Here is a 19,155-nt window from a genome sequence, read left to right as displayed (position 1 = left end):
GATCAGTCTTCGACCCTTTTCTTGAGTTCCTTGAGTGCTGCGTCGGTGATGGCTTTCTCGGCGCGACGTTTGAGTGCCCCGATCATCGGGATCGCGAGATCCACCGTCAACTCGTAGGTCACCTTGGTCGAGCCGGGCGCCTGCTGCACAAGCGAATACCGTCCGTGCTGGGCGGTCTGGAGTTCGCTGGTGATCAAATCCCAAGTGACCGAATACCCGTCGACGGACCAGACGTAGCTCAGCTCGTACCTGTCCTTGAGGACACCGGCGTCGAGGACGAACCGCACGTGCTCGGCGCGGCCGTCGGCACCGGACTTCACGACCTCGACCTCACGGGCCGCCGACACCCATTGCGGGTACTTCTCGAAGTCGGCGATCACCGCCATGATGTTCTCGGCGTCCGCGTTGATCACGATCGACTGTTCTGTGCGATCGGTCATCTACCCGCCTTCCTCACTGTCGGAGCCGCCGCCGGACCCCCGACATGACGCTCCCGCTCGAGCCGGTCCTTGACCTCAAAGGCCATCGCCCGCCCGGCAACCCGTCGCCGGTGATTGAGCTCGGCCACCGCGTCCATGCGGGCCCGCGGCTGCGCGGGAAGCTCACCAGCCGGTTCGGCATGCAGAAAGTAGTGCATCACAAAGCCATCGAGCACCGGCTCGAGCCAGAGCTCGCTGGTACCGGCAAATGAGCCGGCCACGGACCAGCGCACGCCCTGCTCCGCCCGATCCTCGACAACGGTCAATCGCAGGTCGGGCCACCAGCGACGCCAGTTTTCGCGGTCGGCAATCACCGCTGTTGCTGTCTCGGGTGGCGCCGCGATGAATGTCTGATCGGCAACCTGGATGCTGGTCACCGCAATAGCTTCACATATCGGCTTGCAGACCCGACCACAAACCCTGCCTTGACCCCGCAGCGCCGCCCTTGTGCGGTCACAGCAGATGCCCCAGACGGCTTGCCATGTGCTCCCATCGCCAGCGGGAACACACCCACTCGCGCCCGGCACGACCCATTGCTTCGCGCAGCTCCGGGTTGCCGAGAACAGTTGTCAGGGCCTCGGCGACCTGCGGCACCGACCGTCCGTCCACCACCAGCCCGGTCTCGCCCTCGCGGACGGTCTCGGGTGCTCCGCCCGAGTCGCCTGCGATCACCGGCACCCCGGTCGCCGACGCCTCGAGATAGACGATGCCGAGACCTTCGACGTCCAATCCACGACCACGCGTGCGGGCAGGCATCGCAAAAACATCCGCGATGTTGTGGTAGCTCGCCAACTCGTCCGCCGCGACCGAGCCGGTGAACAGGACGTGGTCGGCCATACCTGTCTCGGCCGCCAGCTCGCGCAGTCGTTTCGCATCGGGCCCGCCGCCGACGATCACCAGGGTGGCCCCCTCGATCGCTTCACGGACCTGCGGCAGTGCCCGAATCAGCACGTCCTGCCCCTTACGCGGGACGAGCCGCGACAGACACAGGATGGTCGGCGCGTCGCCCAATCCGAGTCGGTCCCTAAATGCCTGGCGCGCAACCGGGTCCGGCGCGAACCGATCGACATCGACACCGGGCGGCAGATGTTCCAGCGCAGCCTGGGGGCCGAATGCGGAGGCGAAGCGGGCCCGCGTGTACTTGCTCACGTAGGTGATCACGTCGGTGTTGCGACCGATCATGCCGAGTGTCTGGCGGGCGATTGGCAGCATCGACCAGCCCACCTCATGACCGTGGGTACTGGCGATCACCCGATTGGCCCCGGCCCGGCGAACCGCACCGGCCAGCGTCGCCAGTGGCGCTGCCGCACCGAACCACACGGTGTCCACCTGGTGCGCGCGAACCAACTCGGCGGCCCGATGGGCCACCACAGGGGTCGGCAACATCAACGTGGTCGGATGTCGGACCACCTCATAGGGCTGTTCGGCATCGAAGCGGATATGACTGTCCCCACGCCACCGAGGCGCGTAGACGACGATGTCGCCGGCCGGAAGCCGATCGACCAGATTCTGCAGGTACGACTGGATACCCCCTTGCCGGGGTGGAAAGTCGTTGGTGACCAACAGGGTCCGGTGCATCAGCTCACCGTATCTGCGCGGTGAGCCAATCGCGCCATTGCCGCACCAGTTCTTCGCGCGAGATCCTGAGCACCACTGCCGACGCGGTGTCCTGGGCCGCAACCACCAGCGTGGGGTCGACCGGCTGGTCGGCACCGGCCAAGGCGACGTAAAAGTTCCGCAGCTTGTCTTCGCCGAACGTCTCGGCGATGAAGGCGGCGACCGACCAGGCCGATTGGTACGACACCGACGCATCGGGATTGCTCGGCGAGAAATCGGCGTCGCTCGGCAGATCGTCCGGTGGCCCCGAGCTCGCGATCTCCGCGGCCAAGGCCGGGGCCGCCTGCGACAGGTCCGAGTAGGTCCCGCTGCGGCCGACATACTCCGCGACGCCCTCGGTGACCCAGACCGCGGCGCTGCCCGCGGTGGCGGTGCGCGCCGCCACGTGGAACACCTCGTGACGCAAGACCACGCCCAGGTCGGCGGAATCGAGTTGCGCTGCTTGCGGAGTGAACACCACGCGCTGGCCGATGGCGGTCGGCGCGGCCCCGTCCGGTCGGTCGATCCCGGAGAAGACCGTGACCGCGGCAGCGGCGTCGGCATCGCCGGCAGCTGCCCCGGTCAGCGAACGGAACTCGTCGTCGGTCGCCGCGGCGACCACCCCGACACTCTGCGGCCACTTCGTGCCCCAGAACCGGCTCACCGCAGTGACCGCGGCCGGAAGCTGTCGCGCAATCTCTTCGGCGAATGAGCGGTCGCCGCCGTTGGTGAGCACCAGCGACTCACCTGGATCGGTTGCGACTTCCTGGGAACCGGGATCCGGGAACTGCCACACCTGACCGGGCGCTTGGGGCTCGCCGAACAGTGGTGCGGCTTCGGCAACAATTCGCCAGCCGTCGGGATACTGGGCCATCACCATCGGGATGTCGACCACAACGGCCTTCGCGTCGATCCCCGCGTACGCATATCGCAGCTGGACCGGTGCCACCCAGGAATCGACACTACCGGCGGCGTCGAGCGTGTCCTGGATCTGCGCCGGCACCATCCGTTCGAAGTCGCGACGCTCGGCCAGCCGGTACTCGAAGGTCGTCAACGGCAGATCGCCGACACCGGCAGCACTGAGCTCGGTCTGGGTGCGCAGGGCGAGGTCGGCGGACGGGTCGAGTTGCGCCAGCGCCGCGGCCGGCTCGGCATCACGCAATGCATCGGTATAGGCCTGCAGGGTCAGTGTGACCCCGAGCGTCCGCGCCTGCTCGTACGGATTCGCCGGGCGCGCAGCGGGCGCGGCGGGCTCTGATACCGAATCCTGGGACCCGTCACGGGAAATGACGGTGGCCGCGACCGACACCACGGCGACGAGCACCACAGCAACGACCACCCAGATGATCCGGCGGGTCCGTGAAGCGAGGGCAGCGAGCCGCTTGCGCACCGCGATGGTCAGTACCGACGGGCAGAGTTGAACGGGCCGCCCTTGTCGACCGGGACAACCGCCACGGGCACACCGAAGGTGGACGCGTGGATCACATACCCGTTGCCGACGTACATACCCACGTGGGTTGCGTCGGGGTAGTAGATGATCAGGTCGCCTGGCCGCATGTCGTCGCGGGAGACCTCGGTTCCGCCTGCCAGTTGGGCCTGGCTCGACCGCGGCAACGTCTTACCGGCCTGCTTGTATGCCCAGACCATCAGTCCGGAGCAGTCGAACTGGTCGGGGCCGGTGGCGCCCCAGACGTACGGATCACCGATCCGGGTCATCGCCGCACGAACCGCGACCACCTCAGGAGCGGTGCCCGCGGGCAGCAGCTTCGGGTCGAAGTCGACGTTGGCACCGGCGAGTTCGGCGAGTTGCTTGCCGGTGAGTGCCTGGTACATCGCCCGGATCTCGGTCGCCTTGAAGACCCGCTCACTCTGCTGGGCCTGCAGGTCGGCACTGGTCTTCTCTGCGGTGGCGACAGCGGCTTCGGCCTTGAGCTTGGCATCAGCCGCGGCCTTCTCCGCCTTCTCCGCCTTGGACTTGGTGGTCGTGAACTTCTTGACGTCCTCGACGGTCTGGCGCGAGATCATCTCCAGGCCGGCCATCTGATCGAGTAGTGACTGCGGCGAATCACTGACCAACACTGCATAGAGGCGGTTGACCCGTGCGCCCTTGTAACTGGCGGTGACGAGCGCATCGACCGCGCCCTGCAAATCTTCGGCCTGCTTGTCGAGTTCCGCGAGCGTGGCCACGGCCGCTTCCGTGTCCTTGGTCGCGGTCGCAACGGCTTCGCGCTGCTTACCCAGTTCGATGGTGGCCGTATGGATCGCCTCGGTGGCCTGCTCGGCTTCACGCCCAAGCTTGGTGTAGTCGGCGAGCATCACGTCCGGGCTCTGCGGAGCGGGCTCGGCACTTGCCTGCGCACCAGCGCCCAGCGTGACCGCCAGCGCCACGACCACACCGGCAACGGCAGTCCGCATCACGGCGGCATATCCCTCACGCACCACGACTTTGACAACTCCTCGTTAACCGACGTTCACAACTCTGGTCGACGACGGTCACCCGCCGACCAATCCCCTTGCACTGCAATTGACCAACCCGGCCAGGCTACACAGCGCGCATGGGCCGGCGATGTGAATCGCCAGACCCCACTGCCGCACAGGTGGCCGGATGCCGTCGGGCGGGACCGCAAGGATGCGGACCCGCCCAATGGCTTGTTCAGTTCTTGTTGCTCAGTAGCGGCGGATGTCCACGATCGACATGCCGTCCAGAGCCATACGTGCGACGGGCACACCCTCGGTGGAAGAGTGCACAACTTCACCGCCACCGACGTAGATGCCGGCGTGGCCGCCACCGTTGTAGATCACGACGTCGCCGGGCAGGGCGTTCGCAGCGCTGACGCTGGTGCCTCCGCCGAGCTGGCCGTAGCTGTCACGAGGAATGGTCTGACCGGCCTGCTGATGCGACCAGTAGACGAGACCCGAGCAATCGAAAGCACTGGGGCCGGCTGCACCGTAGACGTACGGCGAACCGATCTTGCTGACTGCGGCGTCCGCAGCGACCTGACCGGCAGCCTTGACGGGTGCGGGTGCAGCGGCGACGCCGGGGAAGAGGTTCTCCGGCTTCAGCTCATTCGGAATCATTTCCGGGGTCACACCCGGGATGTCGAAAGTTCCGACACCGGGAACTGTCACCGGTGCGGCAAAGGCAGGCGCTGCGGCGATACCCAGGGTGCCGAGTGTGATCGAACCGGCAATGAGTGCACCGCGGGCACTCTTGGCACCACGGCTTTCTTTGTTCAAACGATGTTTCGCCACGAAGCGAGATCTCCTTGTTTCTTCCCTATCCGCTGACCGAGTTAGCTGTCGGATTCGGGCCGGAAGATGGCCCTACCCGGTGAACCCGCAAAGTCGTTGAGACCTCAGGGTTCGATGGGATTCACCCCGGATGCGGATTTGTGGTCTGCACCAGATGGTTCCCCGGTTCACCGTGTTGGTGATTAAGCGGCGACCTCACGATTCGCTCCGGTTGGAGTGAACGCTTTCGTAAGGTCTCAGAAAGGTTACGAAACCGTGGCGGCGAATGTCCACCGGAAGGACGACAGAGGCCCTCCGGCGTGTCGTGTTACACAGCCCACAACTGGGGCTGATTCTGCCCCAAAAAGTGGCCCCTACCTGCGGCGGGACCTACGCGATGATCGTGAGTGTCAGACTTCTCGAGCATGCCCGCGGCGCGGAACATCGCCACCGCGTCCTCGAGGCGGGCCTCGTGATCAATAACGAATTCATCACAGCGAACTTCCGCATCCTCGCTGCTCCGGACCCCTACGGGTCCCATGAAAACCGTCATCATGCAGCCGTCACACTCAACTGGACGACCCGGGCAGGTGCTGCATTCGATGAGCAATGTGATCTCCGTCTCATTGGGCCTCTCATCTCGATCTCAGGGGCCCTCGGGGTTTACCCGGAGGCGAGATGAGCCGGCTTTTGTTACATCGATCGCGACGCTAGCGGCACCGTCCGACAAGACATCTCGGATCTTGTACCCCGGCCCCGGCGGCCGGAAACATCGCCGCGTTGTCAGAGGCTCGAACTAGTGTTCGCGATGTGAGTGTTGTGATTGGTGTTGATGAGGCCGTTGGGGCTCAGATGTCGTTCGATGACCCGACTCTGGCGCATCCGGACGATCTACCTCTGCGGGAGACGACATTTGTGGTGGTCGACCTCGAGACCACCGGCGGCAGTCCCACCGACGATCGCATCACCGAGATCGGTGCGGTGAAGATCCGCGGCGGCGAGATACTCGGCGATTTTGCGACGCTCGTCGATCCCCAGCGCGGCATACCCCCGCACATCGTCCGGTTGACCGGGATCACCGAAGCGATGGTCTACCGGGCACCCACCATCGATCAGGTGCTGCCGGCATTCCTGGAGTTCGCGCAGGATTCGGTGATCGTGGCGCACAACGCACGATTCGACGTCGGCTTCCTTCGCGCCGCCGCCGCCGACCTCGGTCATCCGTGGAACTTCCACCGGGTGCTGTGCACCGTGAAGCTCGCCCGACGGGTGTTGACCCGCGACGAGGCGCCCACGGTGAAACTCTCCGCCCTCGCCGCATTGTTCGCCGTACAGACCCGCCCCACCCACCGGGCACTCGACGACGCCCGCGCCACCGTGGAGGTACTGCACCGCCTGTTCGAGCGGGTGGGCAACCAGGGCGTCCATACATATAGAGAACTGCGCGACTATCTCCCCGGGATCTCGGCAGCCACCCGCAGTAAGAGAGTCCTGTCCGATCACCTACCGGCCGAGCCCGGTGTCTATCTTTTCCGCGGCCCGTCGGACGAAGTCCTGTATATCGGTACCGCGGTCGATCTGCGGCGGCGCGTGCGCAGCTACTTCACCGGCTCGGAGACCCGCACCCGCATCCGGGAGATGGTAGATCTGGCCACCCGCGTCGACCATGTGCAATGTGCGCACCGCATCGAGGCCGGGGTCCGGGAACTGCGCCTGCTCGGCGCCCATGCCCCGCCATACAACCGCCGGTCCAAGTTCCCGCACCGTGGTTGGTGGCTCTGCCTCACCGACGAGGCGTTCCCGCGACTGAAGGTGAGCCGCACACCCACCCCGGTGGCCCTGGGTCCGGTCCGATCACGCACCGTCGCCTACGACATCGCCGATCTCGTCTCCGAGCTCTGCGAACTGCGCACCTGCCGCACTCCGCTGCGCGCGGGCGGGCTGCATCAGTGTGAGGTCGGGCCCGACGGCCGGCGGATCGTCGGCGGCTGCCATGGCGCGACCGCCGAATCGGTGGATGCCGACTCCTACGGCGTGCGGGCACACGCGGTGGCCGATCTGTTCTCCGGGCGCAGCGATGCGCCTGTCCTGGCCGCACTGGATCGCCTGACCACCTTGTCCGAGGCAGAACTGTTCGAGAACGCCGCCCGCCTGCGCGATCGCCTCGATCAACTCATCGCCCATCTCGAACGCTGCCAGCGCCTCGCCGCATTGGCCAGGATCTCCGAACTCGTCGCCGCCGCACCCGACGGACGCGGCGGATGGGACCTTGCCGTCATCCGTCATGGACGCCTGGCCAGCGCCGGGGTCGCGGTCCGCGGGGTGCCCCCGATGCCGGTGGTCGAGTTGCTCGCCGCCTCGGCCGAGACGGTGATCCCCACAACCGGACCACTCTGCGGCGCCGCACCGGAGGAAGCCGCCCTCGTCTTCCGGTGGCTCACCAGCCCAAGCGTTCGAATCGTTTGCGCCACAAGCGGATTCAGCCTACCCCGACACGGCGCCGGACGGTGGGCACAGTGGCGCGAACTCGTCGGTTCGGCACATCGCACCATCGACATCGATCAGAGTTGATCCGGCACTAGTCTGAATCCATGATTACCGCGATCGTCCTGATTCAGACCGATGTCCACCAAATCCCCGAAACCGCACAGGCGGTCGCCGACATCCCCGGCGTCACCGAGGTCTACTCGTGCGCAGGGGACGTCGATCTGATCGCAAAAGTCCGCGTCCGCGACCACGAGAAGATCGCCGACGTGGTCACCGAATCCATCAGCAGGCTCCCCGGGGTCAAACACACCGCAACCCACATCGCGTTCAAGAGCTATTCGAGCGCCGACGTCGACGCGGGCTTCTCCATCGGCGAGTGATCCGGCCATCAGCACGTGATCTGCGCCGACGAGTGGGTCAGGCGTTACTGACGCGGACCCACTCGGCCAGCAGTGCTGCGGCAGCGCCCGAATCGATTGCTGCCGCAGCCACGGCCATGTGCTGACCCAACTGCTCGTGCAAATCGACGTCCGGTTGCGGACGGTACGCGGTCAGTGCGCCGGCAGCGTTGAGCAGCACCGCATCCCGGACGGGCCCCGTCCGGCCGGCGAAGACCTCCCGCGCGACCGTCGCGTTGTGCTCGGCGTCCCCACCCTGCAGCGCCGACAGTTCGACCCGGGCCAACCCGAGCGTCGTCGGGTCCACCGTCTGTTTGCGCACCGAACCGCCGAATGCCTGCCACACCGTTGAGGTCGACGTCGTTGTGAACTCGTCGAGACCGTCGTCGCCGCGGACCACGAGTACCGAGTCGCCACGCTCCATGAAGGTTTGTGCCAGCACCGGCGCCAGATCGACGAAGGCGCAACCGACCAGCCCGCTCGTCGGACGTGCCGGATTGGTCAGCGGGCCCAGCACATTGAAGACCGTGGGAATGCCGATCTCCTTGCGCGGTGCGGCGGCGAAACGCAACGCCGGATGGAAGACCGGGGCAAAACAGAATCCGATACCGGCTTCGGCAACACACCGACTGACGCCGTCGGCCGTCAGCGCAATGTTCACACCCAGCGCCTCCAGCACATCGGCGCCACCACTCTTCGAGGTCGCGGCCCGGTTGCCGTGCTTGACCACCGGCACACCGGCAGCTGCGACGACAACAGACGTCATCGTCGAGATGTTCACAGTATTCGAGCGATCACCACCGGTGCCGACGATGTCGACACAGGCAACGGACGTCGGGACCACCGTCGAGTGACTGAGCATGGCATCGGCGAGACCCCGCAATTCGGCGGCGACCGGCCCCTTGATCTTCAGGGCCACACCAAATGCGGCAATCTGCGCCGGCGTCGCGTTGTCCGACATGATCTCGTTCATCGCCCACTCGGCGCCGTCAGTGGTCAGGTCCCGGCCATCGGCCAGGACTCCAAGTACCTGCGGCCAGCTGCGGGCCTGCGCATCGGAGTGGGTCACGCGAAAAGAGTATCCACTGCCCAACCGGGACGACCACCTAGGCTTCCGCCACTGCAACAACCAACCCCTAACGCGGCAGCACCTGCTGGGACAAAACCGGCAGGCTGCTTCCGCCACTGCAACAACACCAACCCTCAACGCGGCTGCAGCACCTGCCAGGCAATGACCCTGCCACCGTGACGCTGCGCGAGCCCGACCATGCGCGAGCGCTCCTGGGAGACATGGAGTGCATCGATCAATTGCACCCGCGCCAACGCCACGATGATCTGTCCGGCACCAAGCTCAACCGAGTGCGGAACGTCGACCGATACCTGTCGATAGTGGTCCTGCGCGGCCAGCCCGATGACCGCTTCGACCGAATCTTCGGACACCACCAAGAGGTGCCGCAAGACAGACTGTTCGTCGGCCCGCCACTGCGAGTCGGACAAGGTCTTCGAGGCCGCCTCCGCGTCATCGAAACTCTCGGCGGTGATCGTCAACGAAGATTCGTCGACCGACAACTCCCCGTTGGTATTTCGCCGGCCCCCGAGACGACTTCTCAGTCGCCGCCAGCGGGGGACCTCGATCGGATTGCCGTTCACATCACGTGCCACCCCACCAGCCTCTCAGGTGGCCCTGAACAACATCGCGGACACGCCGCGTCGAACCGTTTCAGCCCCACTACCAGCGTCGCCGCATCGGGGTTGAAAAAAATCCGGACCCGAGTAGTCAGGGCTTACTACGAACCGTCATACTTCTCTGGTGACTAGCGCTGCAGCACCCACAGGATCAGCTATCACCCAGCGCGTGCACTCGCTGAACCGACCGAACATGGTCAGCGTTGGCACCATTGTGTGGCTTTCGAGCGAGCTGATGTTCTTTGCCGGATTGTTCGCGATGTATTTCGTGGCAAGGGCCGGAAACTACGGCAATTGGCCGATGGAGCCCACCGAGCTCAATCTGACACTGGCGATCCCCGTGACCGCCGTGCTGATTCTCTCCTCGGTGACATGTCAGCTCGGCGTCTTTGCCGCCGAGCGGGGCGACGTCTTCGGTCTCCGACGGTGGTACACCATCACCCTGTTCATGGGCGCGTTCTTCGTCGCCGGACAGGGCTACGAGTACTACCACATGGTCCACGAGGGCACCACGCTCTCGTCGAGTGCCTACGGTTCGGTCTTCTACATCACGACGGGCTTCCACGGCCTGCACGTGATCGGCGGCCTCGTTGCCTTCGTGATCTTGTTGCTCCGTACGCGGCTCAGCAAGTTCACCCCGGCACAGGCCACCGCCGCCATCGTCGTCTCGTACTACTGGCACTTCGTCGATATCGTCTGGATCGCGCTCTTCGCGACCATCTACTTCATTCGGTAACGGCCGAAACAGTCTTTTGGCACAGGCAAAGTCAGTCCGCTAAGCAGAGAGATACAGATGAGTTCATCTCCCCCACCCACCTCACCCGGGGATTCGGAAACGGGTGCCCTGAGCGAGGGCACCGGCCGCACAGACGCCAAGAAATCCAAGTCGCGCCGCAAATTGCGTCGTCGCGCCTCCGGAGCTCTTCTTCTGTTGGCAGGTCTGGTTGTCGCCGGCGGACTGGCCGCAGCCATCACGCCTGAAGCCCAGGTCGCCAAAGCGGACAGTGATTCCACTGCCGCGCTGGTCCAAGACGGCAAGAAGCTGTACGAGACCTCTTGCATCACCTGCCACGGCGCGAACCTCGAAGGTGTCGCCGAGCGCGGTCCATCACTGGTGGGCGTCGGCGACGCGGCGGTCTACTTCCAGGTGTCGTCCGGCCGTATGCCGGCGGTCCGAGGCGAAGCCCAGATCGTCCGTAAGCCGAGCAAGTTCACCCAGGCCCAGATCGACCAGCTCGGTGCCTACATCCAGTCCATCGGTGGTGGCCCGCAGGTGGTCTACGCCAAGGACGCGGACGGCAACGTCATCTTCGAAGACGGCTACCCGGTCATCGAGCAGGGTGCTCTCCGAGGCGACAACATCGGACGCGGCAGTGAGCTGTTCCGTCTGAACTGCGCCTCGTGCCACAACTTCACCGGCCGTGGCGGTGCGCTGTCGTCGGGCAAGTTCGCGCCCGCCCTCGACGCGCCGAACGAGCAGCAAATCTATACCGCCATGCTCACCGGACCTCAGAACATGCCCAAGTTCTCTGACCGGCAGCTGACCGACACCGAAAAGCGCGACATCATCGGCTACGTCAAGTACGCCACCACGGCGAAAGACCCAGGCGGCTACGGACTCGGCGGCTTCGGCCCGGTGTCCGAAGGCATGTTCATGTGGTTTGTCGGCGCGGTCGCAGTTGTCGCCGGCACGATGTGGATTGGATCACGTAGATGACCGACCAGCAGAAACCAGATCCGACCCCGGATGAGCTGGATGCAATGAACAAGGACGAGTTGGTCAAACTCGGCACCAATCTCGACGGCGTTGAGATCATCCATCGCCGGGAACGTTTCCCGGTGCCGGGTACCAAGGCGGAGAAGCGCGCAGAGCGCACCGTCGCATTCTGGTTCGCACTCGCCGGGGTTTCGGCCCTCGCATGCTTGATCATCTTCCTGTTCAACCATTGGGAATTTGTTATGCCCGATGGTGACAACTACTGGGCGTACATCCTCAACACCCCGCTCATCGGTTTCACCTTCGGTCTGTCGATCCTCTCTCTCGGTATCGGCGCCGTGCAGTTCACCAAGCGCTTCATCCCCGAAGAGATCTCGGTCCAGGATCGCCATGACGGCGGTTCGTCCGAGGTCGACAAGCGGACCATCGCCGCAGAGTTCGCCGATTCGCTGAACACCTCCACGCTCCCCCGCCGCAAGGCCATCAAGCGTGCCGGGCTGTTCGGTCTGGGCGCCTTCGCCCTCACCGGTGTCGTGGCGATGCTCGGCGGCTTCATCAAGAACCCGTGGGCGCTCGGCAAGAAGGCGCCGCTGTGGAACACCGGATGGTCGCCGATCTACAACTCGCCGGAGGATCCCAACGAGACGGTCTTCTTGCGACGCGACAACGGCAACCCGATGTCTGTGGTGCTGGTTCGTCCCGAGGATCTCGACGCCGGCGGCATGGAGACCGTGTTCCCGTGGCGAGTGTCCGACGGAACCGGCGAGACCGAGGAGTCACGTCACAAGCTCATCGAGAGTCTTCGTGGCGTCAGCAACCCGGTCATGTTGATCCGTCTGCGTCCCAACGACGCAGCCAAGGCGATCAAGCGTCAGGGCCAGGAGAGCTTCAACTACGGCGACTACTACGCCTACACGAAGGTCTGCTCGCATCTCGGCTGCCCGACCTCACTGTTCGAGCAGCAAACAAACCGTATTTTGTGCCCGTGCCACCAGTCACAGTTCAACGCTCTCGAATACGCGAAACCGATCTTCGGTCCTGCCGCCCGTGCTCTCGCGCAGTTGCCGATCTCGGTCAACGAGCAGGGCTTCATGGTGGCTGCCGGTGACTTCATCGAGCCCGTAGGCCCGGCGTTCTGGGAACGCGGCCAGGGGAAGGACAAGCCATGAGCAAGATCGGACAGCAGGCCCAGGAAGTAGATTCCCGGTATCACATGGCGGCCGGCATTCGCCGCCAGATCAACAAGGTTTTCCCCACCCACTGGTCATTTCTGCTCGGTGAGATCGCGCTGTACAGCTTCATCATCCTGCTGATCTCGGGCGTCTACCTGACGTTCTTCTTTGATCCGTCGATGTCCGAGGTCATCTACAACGGATCCTACGAACCGCTCAACGGCGTCATGATGACCCAGGCGTACGCCACCACACTCGACATCTCGTTCGAGGTCCGTGGCGGACTCTTCGTCCGGCAGATCCACCACTGGGCAGCGCTGCTCTTCGCGGCGTCGATCATCATCCACATGGCTCGCATCTTCTTCACCGGCGCTTTCCGGCGTCCGCGTGAGGCGAACTGGGTGATCGGTTGCTTCCTGCTGGTGCTGGCGATGTTCGAAGGCTTCTTCGGATACTCGCTCCCCGACGACCTGCTCTCGGGCACCGGTGTTCGCGCCGCGATGTCGGGCATCGTCCTGGGTATTCCGGTTGTCGGAACGTGGATCCACTGGGCACTGTTCGGTGGACAGTTCCCCGGCGACATCATCATCCCGCGCCTGTACGTCCTGCACATCCTGTTGTTCCCGGGAATCATCCTGGCCCTCATCGGTGCTCACCTCGCACTCGTCTGGTACCAGAAGCACACCCAGTTCCCCGGCCCCGGCCGCACCGAGACCAATGTTGTCGGTGTCCGGATTCTGCCGGTGTTCGCAGTCAAGTCGGGTGCTTTCTTTGCCGTCACGTTCGGCATCCTGGCGATCATCGCGGGTCTGTTCCAGATCAACCCCGTGTGGGCGATCGGGCCTTACAACCCGGCGCACGTCTCGGCAGGCTCTCAGCCCGACATCTACATGATGTGGACCGACGGTCTGGCCCGACTGATGCCTGCATGGGAGATCTACTTCGGTAACGCGTACACGATCCCGGCCATCTTCTGGGTCGTTGTGGTGCTGACGATCGTGTTCGGGCTCATGTTCACGTACCCGTTCATCGAGAAGCGGCTGACGGGCGACACCGCCCACCACAACCTGCTGCAACGGCCGCGTGACGTGCCGGTGCGGACCGCGGTCGGCGCGATGGCGCTCTCGTTCTACATCATCCTCACGGTCTCTTGTATGAACGACATCATCGCCTACAAGTTCGACATCTCGCTCAACGCGACGACGTGGATGGGCCGTATCGGGCTGATCATCGTCCCGCCGCTGGCGTACTACATCGCCTACCGCTGGGCTCTGGCTCTGCAGCGCAGCGACCGCGATGTGCTCGAGCACGGCATCGAAACGGGCATCATCATGCGCCTGCCACACGGGGAGTTCATCGAGCTGCACCAGCCGCTCGGACCTGTCGACGCCCACGGACATCCGATTCCGTTGCCGTACGAGGGTGCCGCGCTCCCGAAGCGGATGAACAAGCTCGGCTCCGCCGGCGAACCGGGTACCGGTTCACTGCTGGTCGCCGACCCCGCCGAAGAGCAGGTTCGCAACGTCGAGCTTGAAAAGAAGGCACATCACGACGAGAAGGACGCCCTGCGCGCGCTGCAAGAGCGTGGCGGAGATCCCTTCCTCGACTGACTCAGCCAATAGACAAGAGCCGGACCGCATCTGCGGTCCGGCTCTTGTTGTATGTGAGGTCTTCGAACCAGCCGCTCCCCTACCCCACCGTTGTCTCGTCTCACACCGTTGTCGCCGCGAACGTCCCGGCAAGCTGCATCGCGAGGGATTGGTTCGTCGGACACCATTACGACGGTGAAGCACGCGACTGCGCAGCGTCCAGCTGTGAGTAGTGCTGAACGATGGGAAAAGGTTCGTAGAAGTGATGCAGCAGGTCTCGCCACTGCTGGTAAGCCGGCGACCCGCGGAAGCCCTCGGTGTGATGCTCCACCGACTCCCATTGCACGAGCAGAAGGTAGCGATCCGGATCTTCGACGCACTGCGACAGCGTCAGACCACCGAATCCGGGCATCCCGGCAATGATGTTCCTCGCGTCAGCGAAAGCGGTACGGAAGTCCCCGCTCATACCCGGGCGCACCTGTAGGACCGCATGTTCGGTGATCATCGAACCGATGATGCCTCAGTCGGTCACCAGAGTTCGCCGCCGCGCCAATCGCAGGTCAGTTCGCCCGACATCGGGGCTGATCGTCCGTAGACATGGACGCTGTCTTCTGGCGTCTTGATCAACCCGTCCGGGGTCATCGCCGACAGCCGGCCGGTCCATGGAATCCAGCCGTGTGCGCGGTAGAGGCGCAGACCGGCGTCACTGGCTCCCAGGACACCGAAGTCGTAGGCGCCGTCGATCACGCCCTCTACGGCGCTCATCAAGCGGTCACCGAGGCCCTGGCGCTGTCGGTCCGGATCGGTGGCCACCGCCTCGACGTAGCCCACGCGGTATGCGCGGCCGTCATGGGCGATCGACCGGGCAACCACCGCGGCGTGGCCGATCACCAGTTCACCGTCAGTGATCATCGCGTGGACTCCCCCGAGTGCGTGATCGAAGTCGGAGTCGGTGAAGTCACCGTCGAACGCCCGGTCGAGGAGCGCTCGGATCGCCGTACGACAGAAAGCACTCAGCTCCCAGGTGTGCCGCAGTTGAACCTGCGGACCTGGGAGCTGAGTGTTGATTATTGTTGTCAGTGCTTTTCGGGTCCGACGTGGTACTCGAGCACCAGACCGCACACCGCACCGATGATGCAGACCGCGGCAAACGCAACGAGCCAGAACTGCCCGAACGCGAGTGCGACGGCGAAGAGTGCAGCACCGCCGGCGATCATGATCGGCCACCAGCTGCCGGCGCTGAAGAAGCCCAGCTCGCCCGCACCGTCAGACACCTCTGCGTCTTCGTAGTCCTCGGGGCGGATGTCCACCCGTCGAGCGACAAAGCGGAAGTAGGTGCCGACCAGCATGGACAGACCACCGGTCATCACCAGTCCGGTGACGCCAACCCATTCGACGTTCTTACTGGTCAAGCCCGTGGCCAACCCGTACGCCACGGCCACTGCGAAAAAGAATCCGGTGAGGATCTCGAAGATCCGCGCTTCAATATGCATCTCGTAGCTTCTCCGTGACTAGTTCGGCGCGGTCTGCGTGCCGCGCTTGGTGTCGAAGGGCTTGGTGGTGATCGCCATCGGATCCTCACCAATCGCCTCGAGCGCCTCTGCATTGGTCGCGTTGGGGTTGGATTCGCGGAACTTGATGTACTCGTCGAACTTCGCCGGGCTGACCGCACGAACCTCGAAGTTCATCATCGAGTGGTAAGTGCCGCACATTTCCGCGCAACGTCCCACAAACGCACCCTCGCGGTCGATCTCGCTGACCTGGAAGCGGTTGTCCGAGTGGTTCTCTTCAGGGAACGGCATGACGTCCCGCTTGAAGAGGAACTCCGGAACCCAGAACGAGTGCACGACGTCGGTTGCCGCGATCTCGAACTCGATACGACGATCAGTCGGGAGCACCAGGACCGGAATCTCGTCCGAGGTACCCAGAGTCTCGATCTTGTCGAACTTCAGGTACGAACGAACGTCGTTCTCGAGGGCCTGGAACGGCTCATCGTGCTCGTCGCCCGACTCTTCCGGGTGCTCGCCCTCCGGGACCTGACGGTCGTACGGATTCCCCTCGGTTTCGGCACCGTCGTAGATCTGACCGTCCTCGAAACGAACGGTTCGGTAACCGAACTTCCAGTTCCACTGGAATGCGGTCACGTCGACCACCACTGCAGGATCGGGCTGCTTCGCCTCGACCTTGTTCTGCACGATGATCGTGAAGTAAAAGAGGACCGCGATGATCACAAAAGGAATCGCGGTATATGTCAGTTCCAACGGGACGTTATATGCCGTCTGACGCGGGAACTCGTCTTGTCCTGCCTTACGGCGATGGAACGTAATGGTCCAAAATGTCAGACCCCACACCAGAACACCCATGATGAGGGCCGAAATCACCGACCACGTCCACAGATGCCGCATGTCTTCTGCCTCAGGCGTAATGCCCTTTGGCCAACCGAATCGCAACGCTTCTTCAGCGCTGCAGCTCGACAGCATCAGTGCGCCAACGCCTAGGAACAAGGCTGCGCTTATCTGCTTGATTCGACGTCCGCGGTGCTGACGCTTGGTCGATGCCGGAGGTCGCCCACCGTGTGCCAATTTCACGCCTTCCTACCCTGCCCTGACTGGAAACAGTCACAACGCTCTCCACGATTGGTAGCTCGTGTACTACGCAGCGTAGACCAAGCCCGGCTTACATTCGTATCGGGGTTTGGGTTCGTGTCACGCCGTGCCGTCGGCAGGCCATCCAACCCGGGCCGCGCACGCGGCCGCACTCCCGATTGCGGCATACTCGGGCGTGTTCTGTACGCCGTCCCTGGACGAATTGAGGCAATTTCGTGTGTGGTCTGTTAGGTCTGCTGTCTAGCGACGCATCGGCCGCCGAGTCAGCTGATCTGGTCGCATCTGCGTTGCACTGCATGCGACATCGAGGACCTGACGAACCGGGCACCTGGCACGATTCCGACCTGGTACTCGGCTTCAACCGGCTCTCGATCATCGACATCGAGCACTCGCATCAACCGCTGCGTTGGGGTCCGCCGGAGAATCCCGATCGATACGCACTCGTCTTCAACGGCGAGATCTACAACTACCTCGAGATCCGCGCCCAGCTGGCCAAGGACGAGGGTGTCGAGTTCCGTACCGAGGGCGACAGCGAGGCGATTGTCGCGGCCTTCCATCACTGGGGCCCCGATTCGGTTTCCCGATTGCGCGGAATGTTCGCGTTTGCCATCTGGGACACAGAGAATCAGTCACTGTTCCTGGCTCGGGATCCGTTCGGCATCAAGCCGCTGTTCATCGCGACGGGTTCGGGCGGCACCATCTTCGGCAGCGAGAAGAAGAGCCTGCTCGAGTTGATCGACCGCATCGGCGTCTCCGATTCCCTCGACAGCCGCGCGATCCAGCACTACACCGTGCTGCAGTACGTCCCAGAGCCCGAGACACTGCATGCCGGCATCCGTCGACTCGAGTCCGGCAGCTACGCAACCCTGCGGCCCGGTCAGATGCCGAAGGTCTACCGGTACTTCACTCCGCAGTTCGCCGTGCGCCCGTTCACCAAGGGCAGCGAGCAGGCCCGCTACGACGAGATCGCCGAGGTGCTCTCCGATTCGGTCGCCAAGCACATGCGCGCCGATGTCACCGTCGGCTCGTTCTTGTCCGGAGGTATCGACTCGACGGCGATCGCGGCACTCGCCATCCGGCACAACCCCGATCTGATCACCTTCACCACCGGTTTCGAGCGGGAAGGCTATTCGGAGGTCGACGTGGCCGCGGAATCTGCCGCAGCCATCGGTGCCAAGCACGTCGTGAAGGTCGTCGGGCCTGCCGAGTTCGTCGCCGCGATTCCCGAAATCGTCTGGTACCTCGACGATCCGGTGGCCGACCCGTCACTGATCCCGCTGTACTTCGTGGCCAAGGAAGCGCGCAAACACGTCAAGGTCGTGTTGTCCGGCGAGGGTGCCGACGAGCTGTTCGGTGGGTACACCATCTACAAAGAGCCGTTGTCGCTCAAGCCTTTCGAACGTCTGCCCCGCGGCCTGCGGGCCGCAGCCGGCCGCTTGTCGGATCGGATCCCGGAAGGTAAACGGGGGAAGAGCCTGCTACATCGCGGATCCATGACCCTGGAGGAGCGCTACTACGGCAACGCCCGGAGCTTCGACGACGCCCGACTTCGGGCCGTGCTCAAGGATTTCCGTCCCGAGTGGACCCACACCGACGTGACCGCCCCGATCTACGCGACCTCACGTGGCTGGGATCCCGTGGCCCGGATGCAGCACCTGGATCTGTTCACGTGGCTGCGTGGCGACATCCTCGTCAAGGCCGACAAGGTGACGATGGCGAACTCGCTCGAGCTGCGGGTGCCGTTCCTCGACTCCGAGGTACTCCGAGTGGCCGAAGGCCTGCCGTACGAGGAGAAGATCTCCCACGGCACAACCAAGTACGCCCTTCGCAAAGCGCTGGAACAGATCGTCCCGGCGCACGTCCTGCATCGCAAGAAGCTGGGCTTCCCTGTACCCGTGCGGCATTGGCTGCGCGGCACGGAACTGTACGACTGGGCGCATGAGACGATCGAGAACTCACAGACCGACCACATCCTGAACAAGGACGCGATCCGCGCCATGCTCAACGAGCACCGCACCGGCGCGGTCGACAACAGCCGCCGGCTGTGGACCGTTCTCATCTTCATGGTGTGGCACGGGATCTTCGTCGAAGGCAGCATCGTGCCGCAGATCGAGGATCACCACTACCCGGTCCGGCTCTAGCTACAGCCAAACGCTCCGCTTATACGAAGACGCTCCACATATATGTGGAGCGT

Annotated in this window: 19 protein-coding genes and 1 riboswitch; of the genes, 7 read left to right on the top strand and 12 right to left on the bottom strand. The window is 64.0% G+C overall.

From position 1 onward, the window contains the following. Nucleotides 1-2: 2 nt before the first annotated feature. The 6 genes from AC56PL_RS06530 to AC56PL_RS06505 all read right to left on the bottom strand — a co-directional run bounded on the left by AC56PL_RS06530 (nt 3) and on the right by AC56PL_RS06505 (nt 5,327). Nucleotides 3-440, bottom strand: a complete 438-nt coding sequence (locus AC56PL_RS06530; RefSeq protein WP_495515534.1) for an SRPBCC family protein — start codon at nt 438-440, stop codon at nt 3-5. Next, a complete protein-coding gene (locus AC56PL_RS06525) occupies nt 437-856 on the bottom strand; it encodes an SRPBCC family protein (protein WP_495515533.1) in 420 nt (139 codons plus the stop codon). The genes AC56PL_RS06530 and AC56PL_RS06525 overlap by 4 nt, the downstream gene beginning before the upstream one ends. A 76-nt stretch (nt 857-932) precedes the next feature. Beyond that, nucleotides 933-2,057 carry a glycosyltransferase gene (locus tag AC56PL_RS06520; RefSeq protein ID WP_495515532.1) on the bottom strand — a complete coding sequence of 375 codons (1,125 nt, stop codon included), beginning with the start codon at nt 2,055-2,057 and terminating at the stop codon, nt 933-935. Nucleotides 2,058-2,061: 4 nt separating this feature from the next. Next, entirely contained in the window at nt 2,062-3,465 is a 1,404-nt protein-coding gene (locus AC56PL_RS06515; protein WP_495515531.1) for a hypothetical protein, read from the bottom strand. A gap of 8 nt (nt 3,466-3,473) precedes the next feature. Further along, the gene (locus tag AC56PL_RS06510) at nt 3,474-4,490 is read right to left on the bottom strand and encodes an NlpC/P60 family protein (protein ID WP_495516064.1); all 1,017 of its coding nucleotides are present in this window, start codon (nt 4,488-4,490) and stop codon (nt 3,474-3,476) included. A 252-nt stretch (nt 4,491-4,742) separates the two neighbouring features. Next, a complete protein-coding gene (locus AC56PL_RS06505; RefSeq protein ID WP_495515530.1) occupies nt 4,743-5,327 on the bottom strand; it encodes an NlpC/P60 family protein in 585 nt (194 codons plus the stop codon). A 15-nt stretch (nt 5,328-5,342) separates the two neighbouring features. Then, nucleotides 5,343-5,526, bottom strand: a riboswitch (cyclic di-AMP (ydaO/yuaA leader). Nucleotides 5,527-6,125: 599 nt separating this feature from the next. On the opposite strand from AC56PL_RS06505, the gene AC56PL_RS06500 reads away from it, so the two are divergent. Both AC56PL_RS06500 and AC56PL_RS06495 read left to right on the top strand, forming a co-directional pair. Next, on the top strand, nt 6,126-7,877 hold the full coding sequence (locus tag AC56PL_RS06500; protein ID WP_497153575.1) for a DEDD exonuclease domain-containing protein: 1,752 nt from the start codon (nt 6,126-6,128) through the stop codon (nt 7,875-7,877). 20 nt (nt 7,878-7,897) lie between these two features. Beyond that, nucleotides 7,898-8,173 carry an Lrp/AsnC ligand binding domain-containing protein gene (locus AC56PL_RS06495; RefSeq protein WP_495515529.1) on the top strand — a complete coding sequence of 92 codons (276 nt, stop codon included), beginning with the start codon at nt 7,898-7,900 and terminating at the stop codon, nt 8,171-8,173. Between the two features lie 37 nt (nt 8,174-8,210). Here AC56PL_RS06495 and trpD read toward each other — a convergent pair whose 3' ends face one another. Together trpD and AC56PL_RS06485 are read right to left on the bottom strand one after the other, a co-directional pair. Next, a complete protein-coding gene (gene trpD, locus AC56PL_RS06490) occupies nt 8,211-9,260 on the bottom strand; it encodes an anthranilate phosphoribosyltransferase (protein WP_495515528.1) in 1,050 nt (349 codons plus the stop codon). A 134-nt stretch (nt 9,261-9,394) separates the two neighbouring features. Then, complete coding sequence (locus AC56PL_RS06485) at nt 9,395-9,853, bottom strand: hypothetical protein (RefSeq protein WP_497153289.1); 459 nt, start codon at nt 9,851-9,853, stop codon at nt 9,395-9,397. A gap of 148 nt (nt 9,854-10,001) precedes the next feature. On the opposite strand from AC56PL_RS06485, the gene ctaE reads away from it, so the two are divergent. The 4 genes from ctaE to qcrB are packed head-to-tail and all read left to right on the top strand — an operon-like array spanning nt 10,002 to nt 14,376. Continuing rightward, on the top strand, nt 10,002-10,613 hold the full coding sequence (ctaE, locus tag AC56PL_RS06480) for an aa3-type cytochrome oxidase subunit III (RefSeq protein ID WP_495515526.1): 612 nt from the start codon (nt 10,002-10,004) through the stop codon (nt 10,611-10,613). A gap of 57 nt (nt 10,614-10,670) precedes the next feature. Further along, the gene (gene qcrC / locus AC56PL_RS06475) at nt 10,671-11,594 is read left to right on the top strand and encodes a cytochrome bc1 complex diheme cytochrome c subunit (RefSeq protein ID WP_495515525.1); all 924 of its coding nucleotides are present in this window, start codon (nt 10,671-10,673) and stop codon (nt 11,592-11,594) included. Beyond that, complete coding sequence (gene qcrA, locus AC56PL_RS06470) at nt 11,591-12,763, top strand: cytochrome bc1 complex Rieske iron-sulfur subunit (protein WP_497153288.1); 1,173 nt, start codon at nt 11,591-11,593, stop codon at nt 12,761-12,763. Before qcrC ends, qcrA begins: the two co-directional genes overlap by 4 nt. Continuing rightward, the gene (gene qcrB / locus AC56PL_RS06465; protein WP_497153287.1) at nt 12,760-14,376 is read left to right on the top strand and encodes a cytochrome bc1 complex cytochrome b subunit; all 1,617 of its coding nucleotides are present in this window, start codon (nt 12,760-12,762) and stop codon (nt 14,374-14,376) included. Before qcrA ends, qcrB begins: the two co-directional genes overlap by 4 nt. Nucleotides 14,377-14,542: 166 nt before the next feature. Here the strand turns inward: qcrB and AC56PL_RS06460 are convergent, their stop codons facing one another. Genes AC56PL_RS06460 through ctaC form a run of 4 tightly spaced genes read right to left on the bottom strand, consistent with a single transcriptional unit; the run spans nt 14,543 to nt 16,880 of the window. Continuing rightward, on the bottom strand, nt 14,543-14,860 hold the full coding sequence (locus AC56PL_RS06460; RefSeq protein WP_495515522.1) for an antibiotic biosynthesis monooxygenase: 318 nt from the start codon (nt 14,858-14,860) through the stop codon (nt 14,543-14,545). Between the two features lie 23 nt (nt 14,861-14,883). Further along, the gene (locus AC56PL_RS06455) at nt 14,884-15,477 is read right to left on the bottom strand and encodes a GNAT family N-acetyltransferase (protein ID WP_497153286.1); all 594 of its coding nucleotides are present in this window, start codon (nt 15,475-15,477) and stop codon (nt 14,884-14,886) included. After that, a complete protein-coding gene (locus AC56PL_RS06450) occupies nt 15,432-15,848 on the bottom strand; it encodes an aa3-type cytochrome oxidase subunit IV (protein WP_495515520.1) in 417 nt (138 codons plus the stop codon). The genes AC56PL_RS06455 and AC56PL_RS06450 overlap by 46 nt, the downstream gene beginning before the upstream one ends. A gap of 18 nt (nt 15,849-15,866) precedes the next feature. Further along, nucleotides 15,867-16,880, bottom strand: coding sequence for an aa3-type cytochrome oxidase subunit II (gene ctaC, locus AC56PL_RS06445; protein WP_497153574.1), 1,014 nt, complete (start codon nt 16,878-16,880; stop codon nt 15,867-15,869). A 296-nt stretch (nt 16,881-17,176) separates the two neighbouring features. Between ctaC and asnB the strand changes: the two genes are divergently transcribed. After that, complete coding sequence (gene asnB / locus AC56PL_RS06440; protein WP_495515518.1) at nt 17,177-19,102, top strand: asparagine synthase (glutamine-hydrolyzing); 1,926 nt, start codon at nt 17,177-17,179, stop codon at nt 19,100-19,102. Nucleotides 19,103-19,155 lie beyond the last annotated feature (53 nt).

This window comes from Williamsia sp. Y721 (genome assembly GCF_059683565.1).
This window is presented reverse-complemented; position numbering and strand designations above follow the sequence as displayed.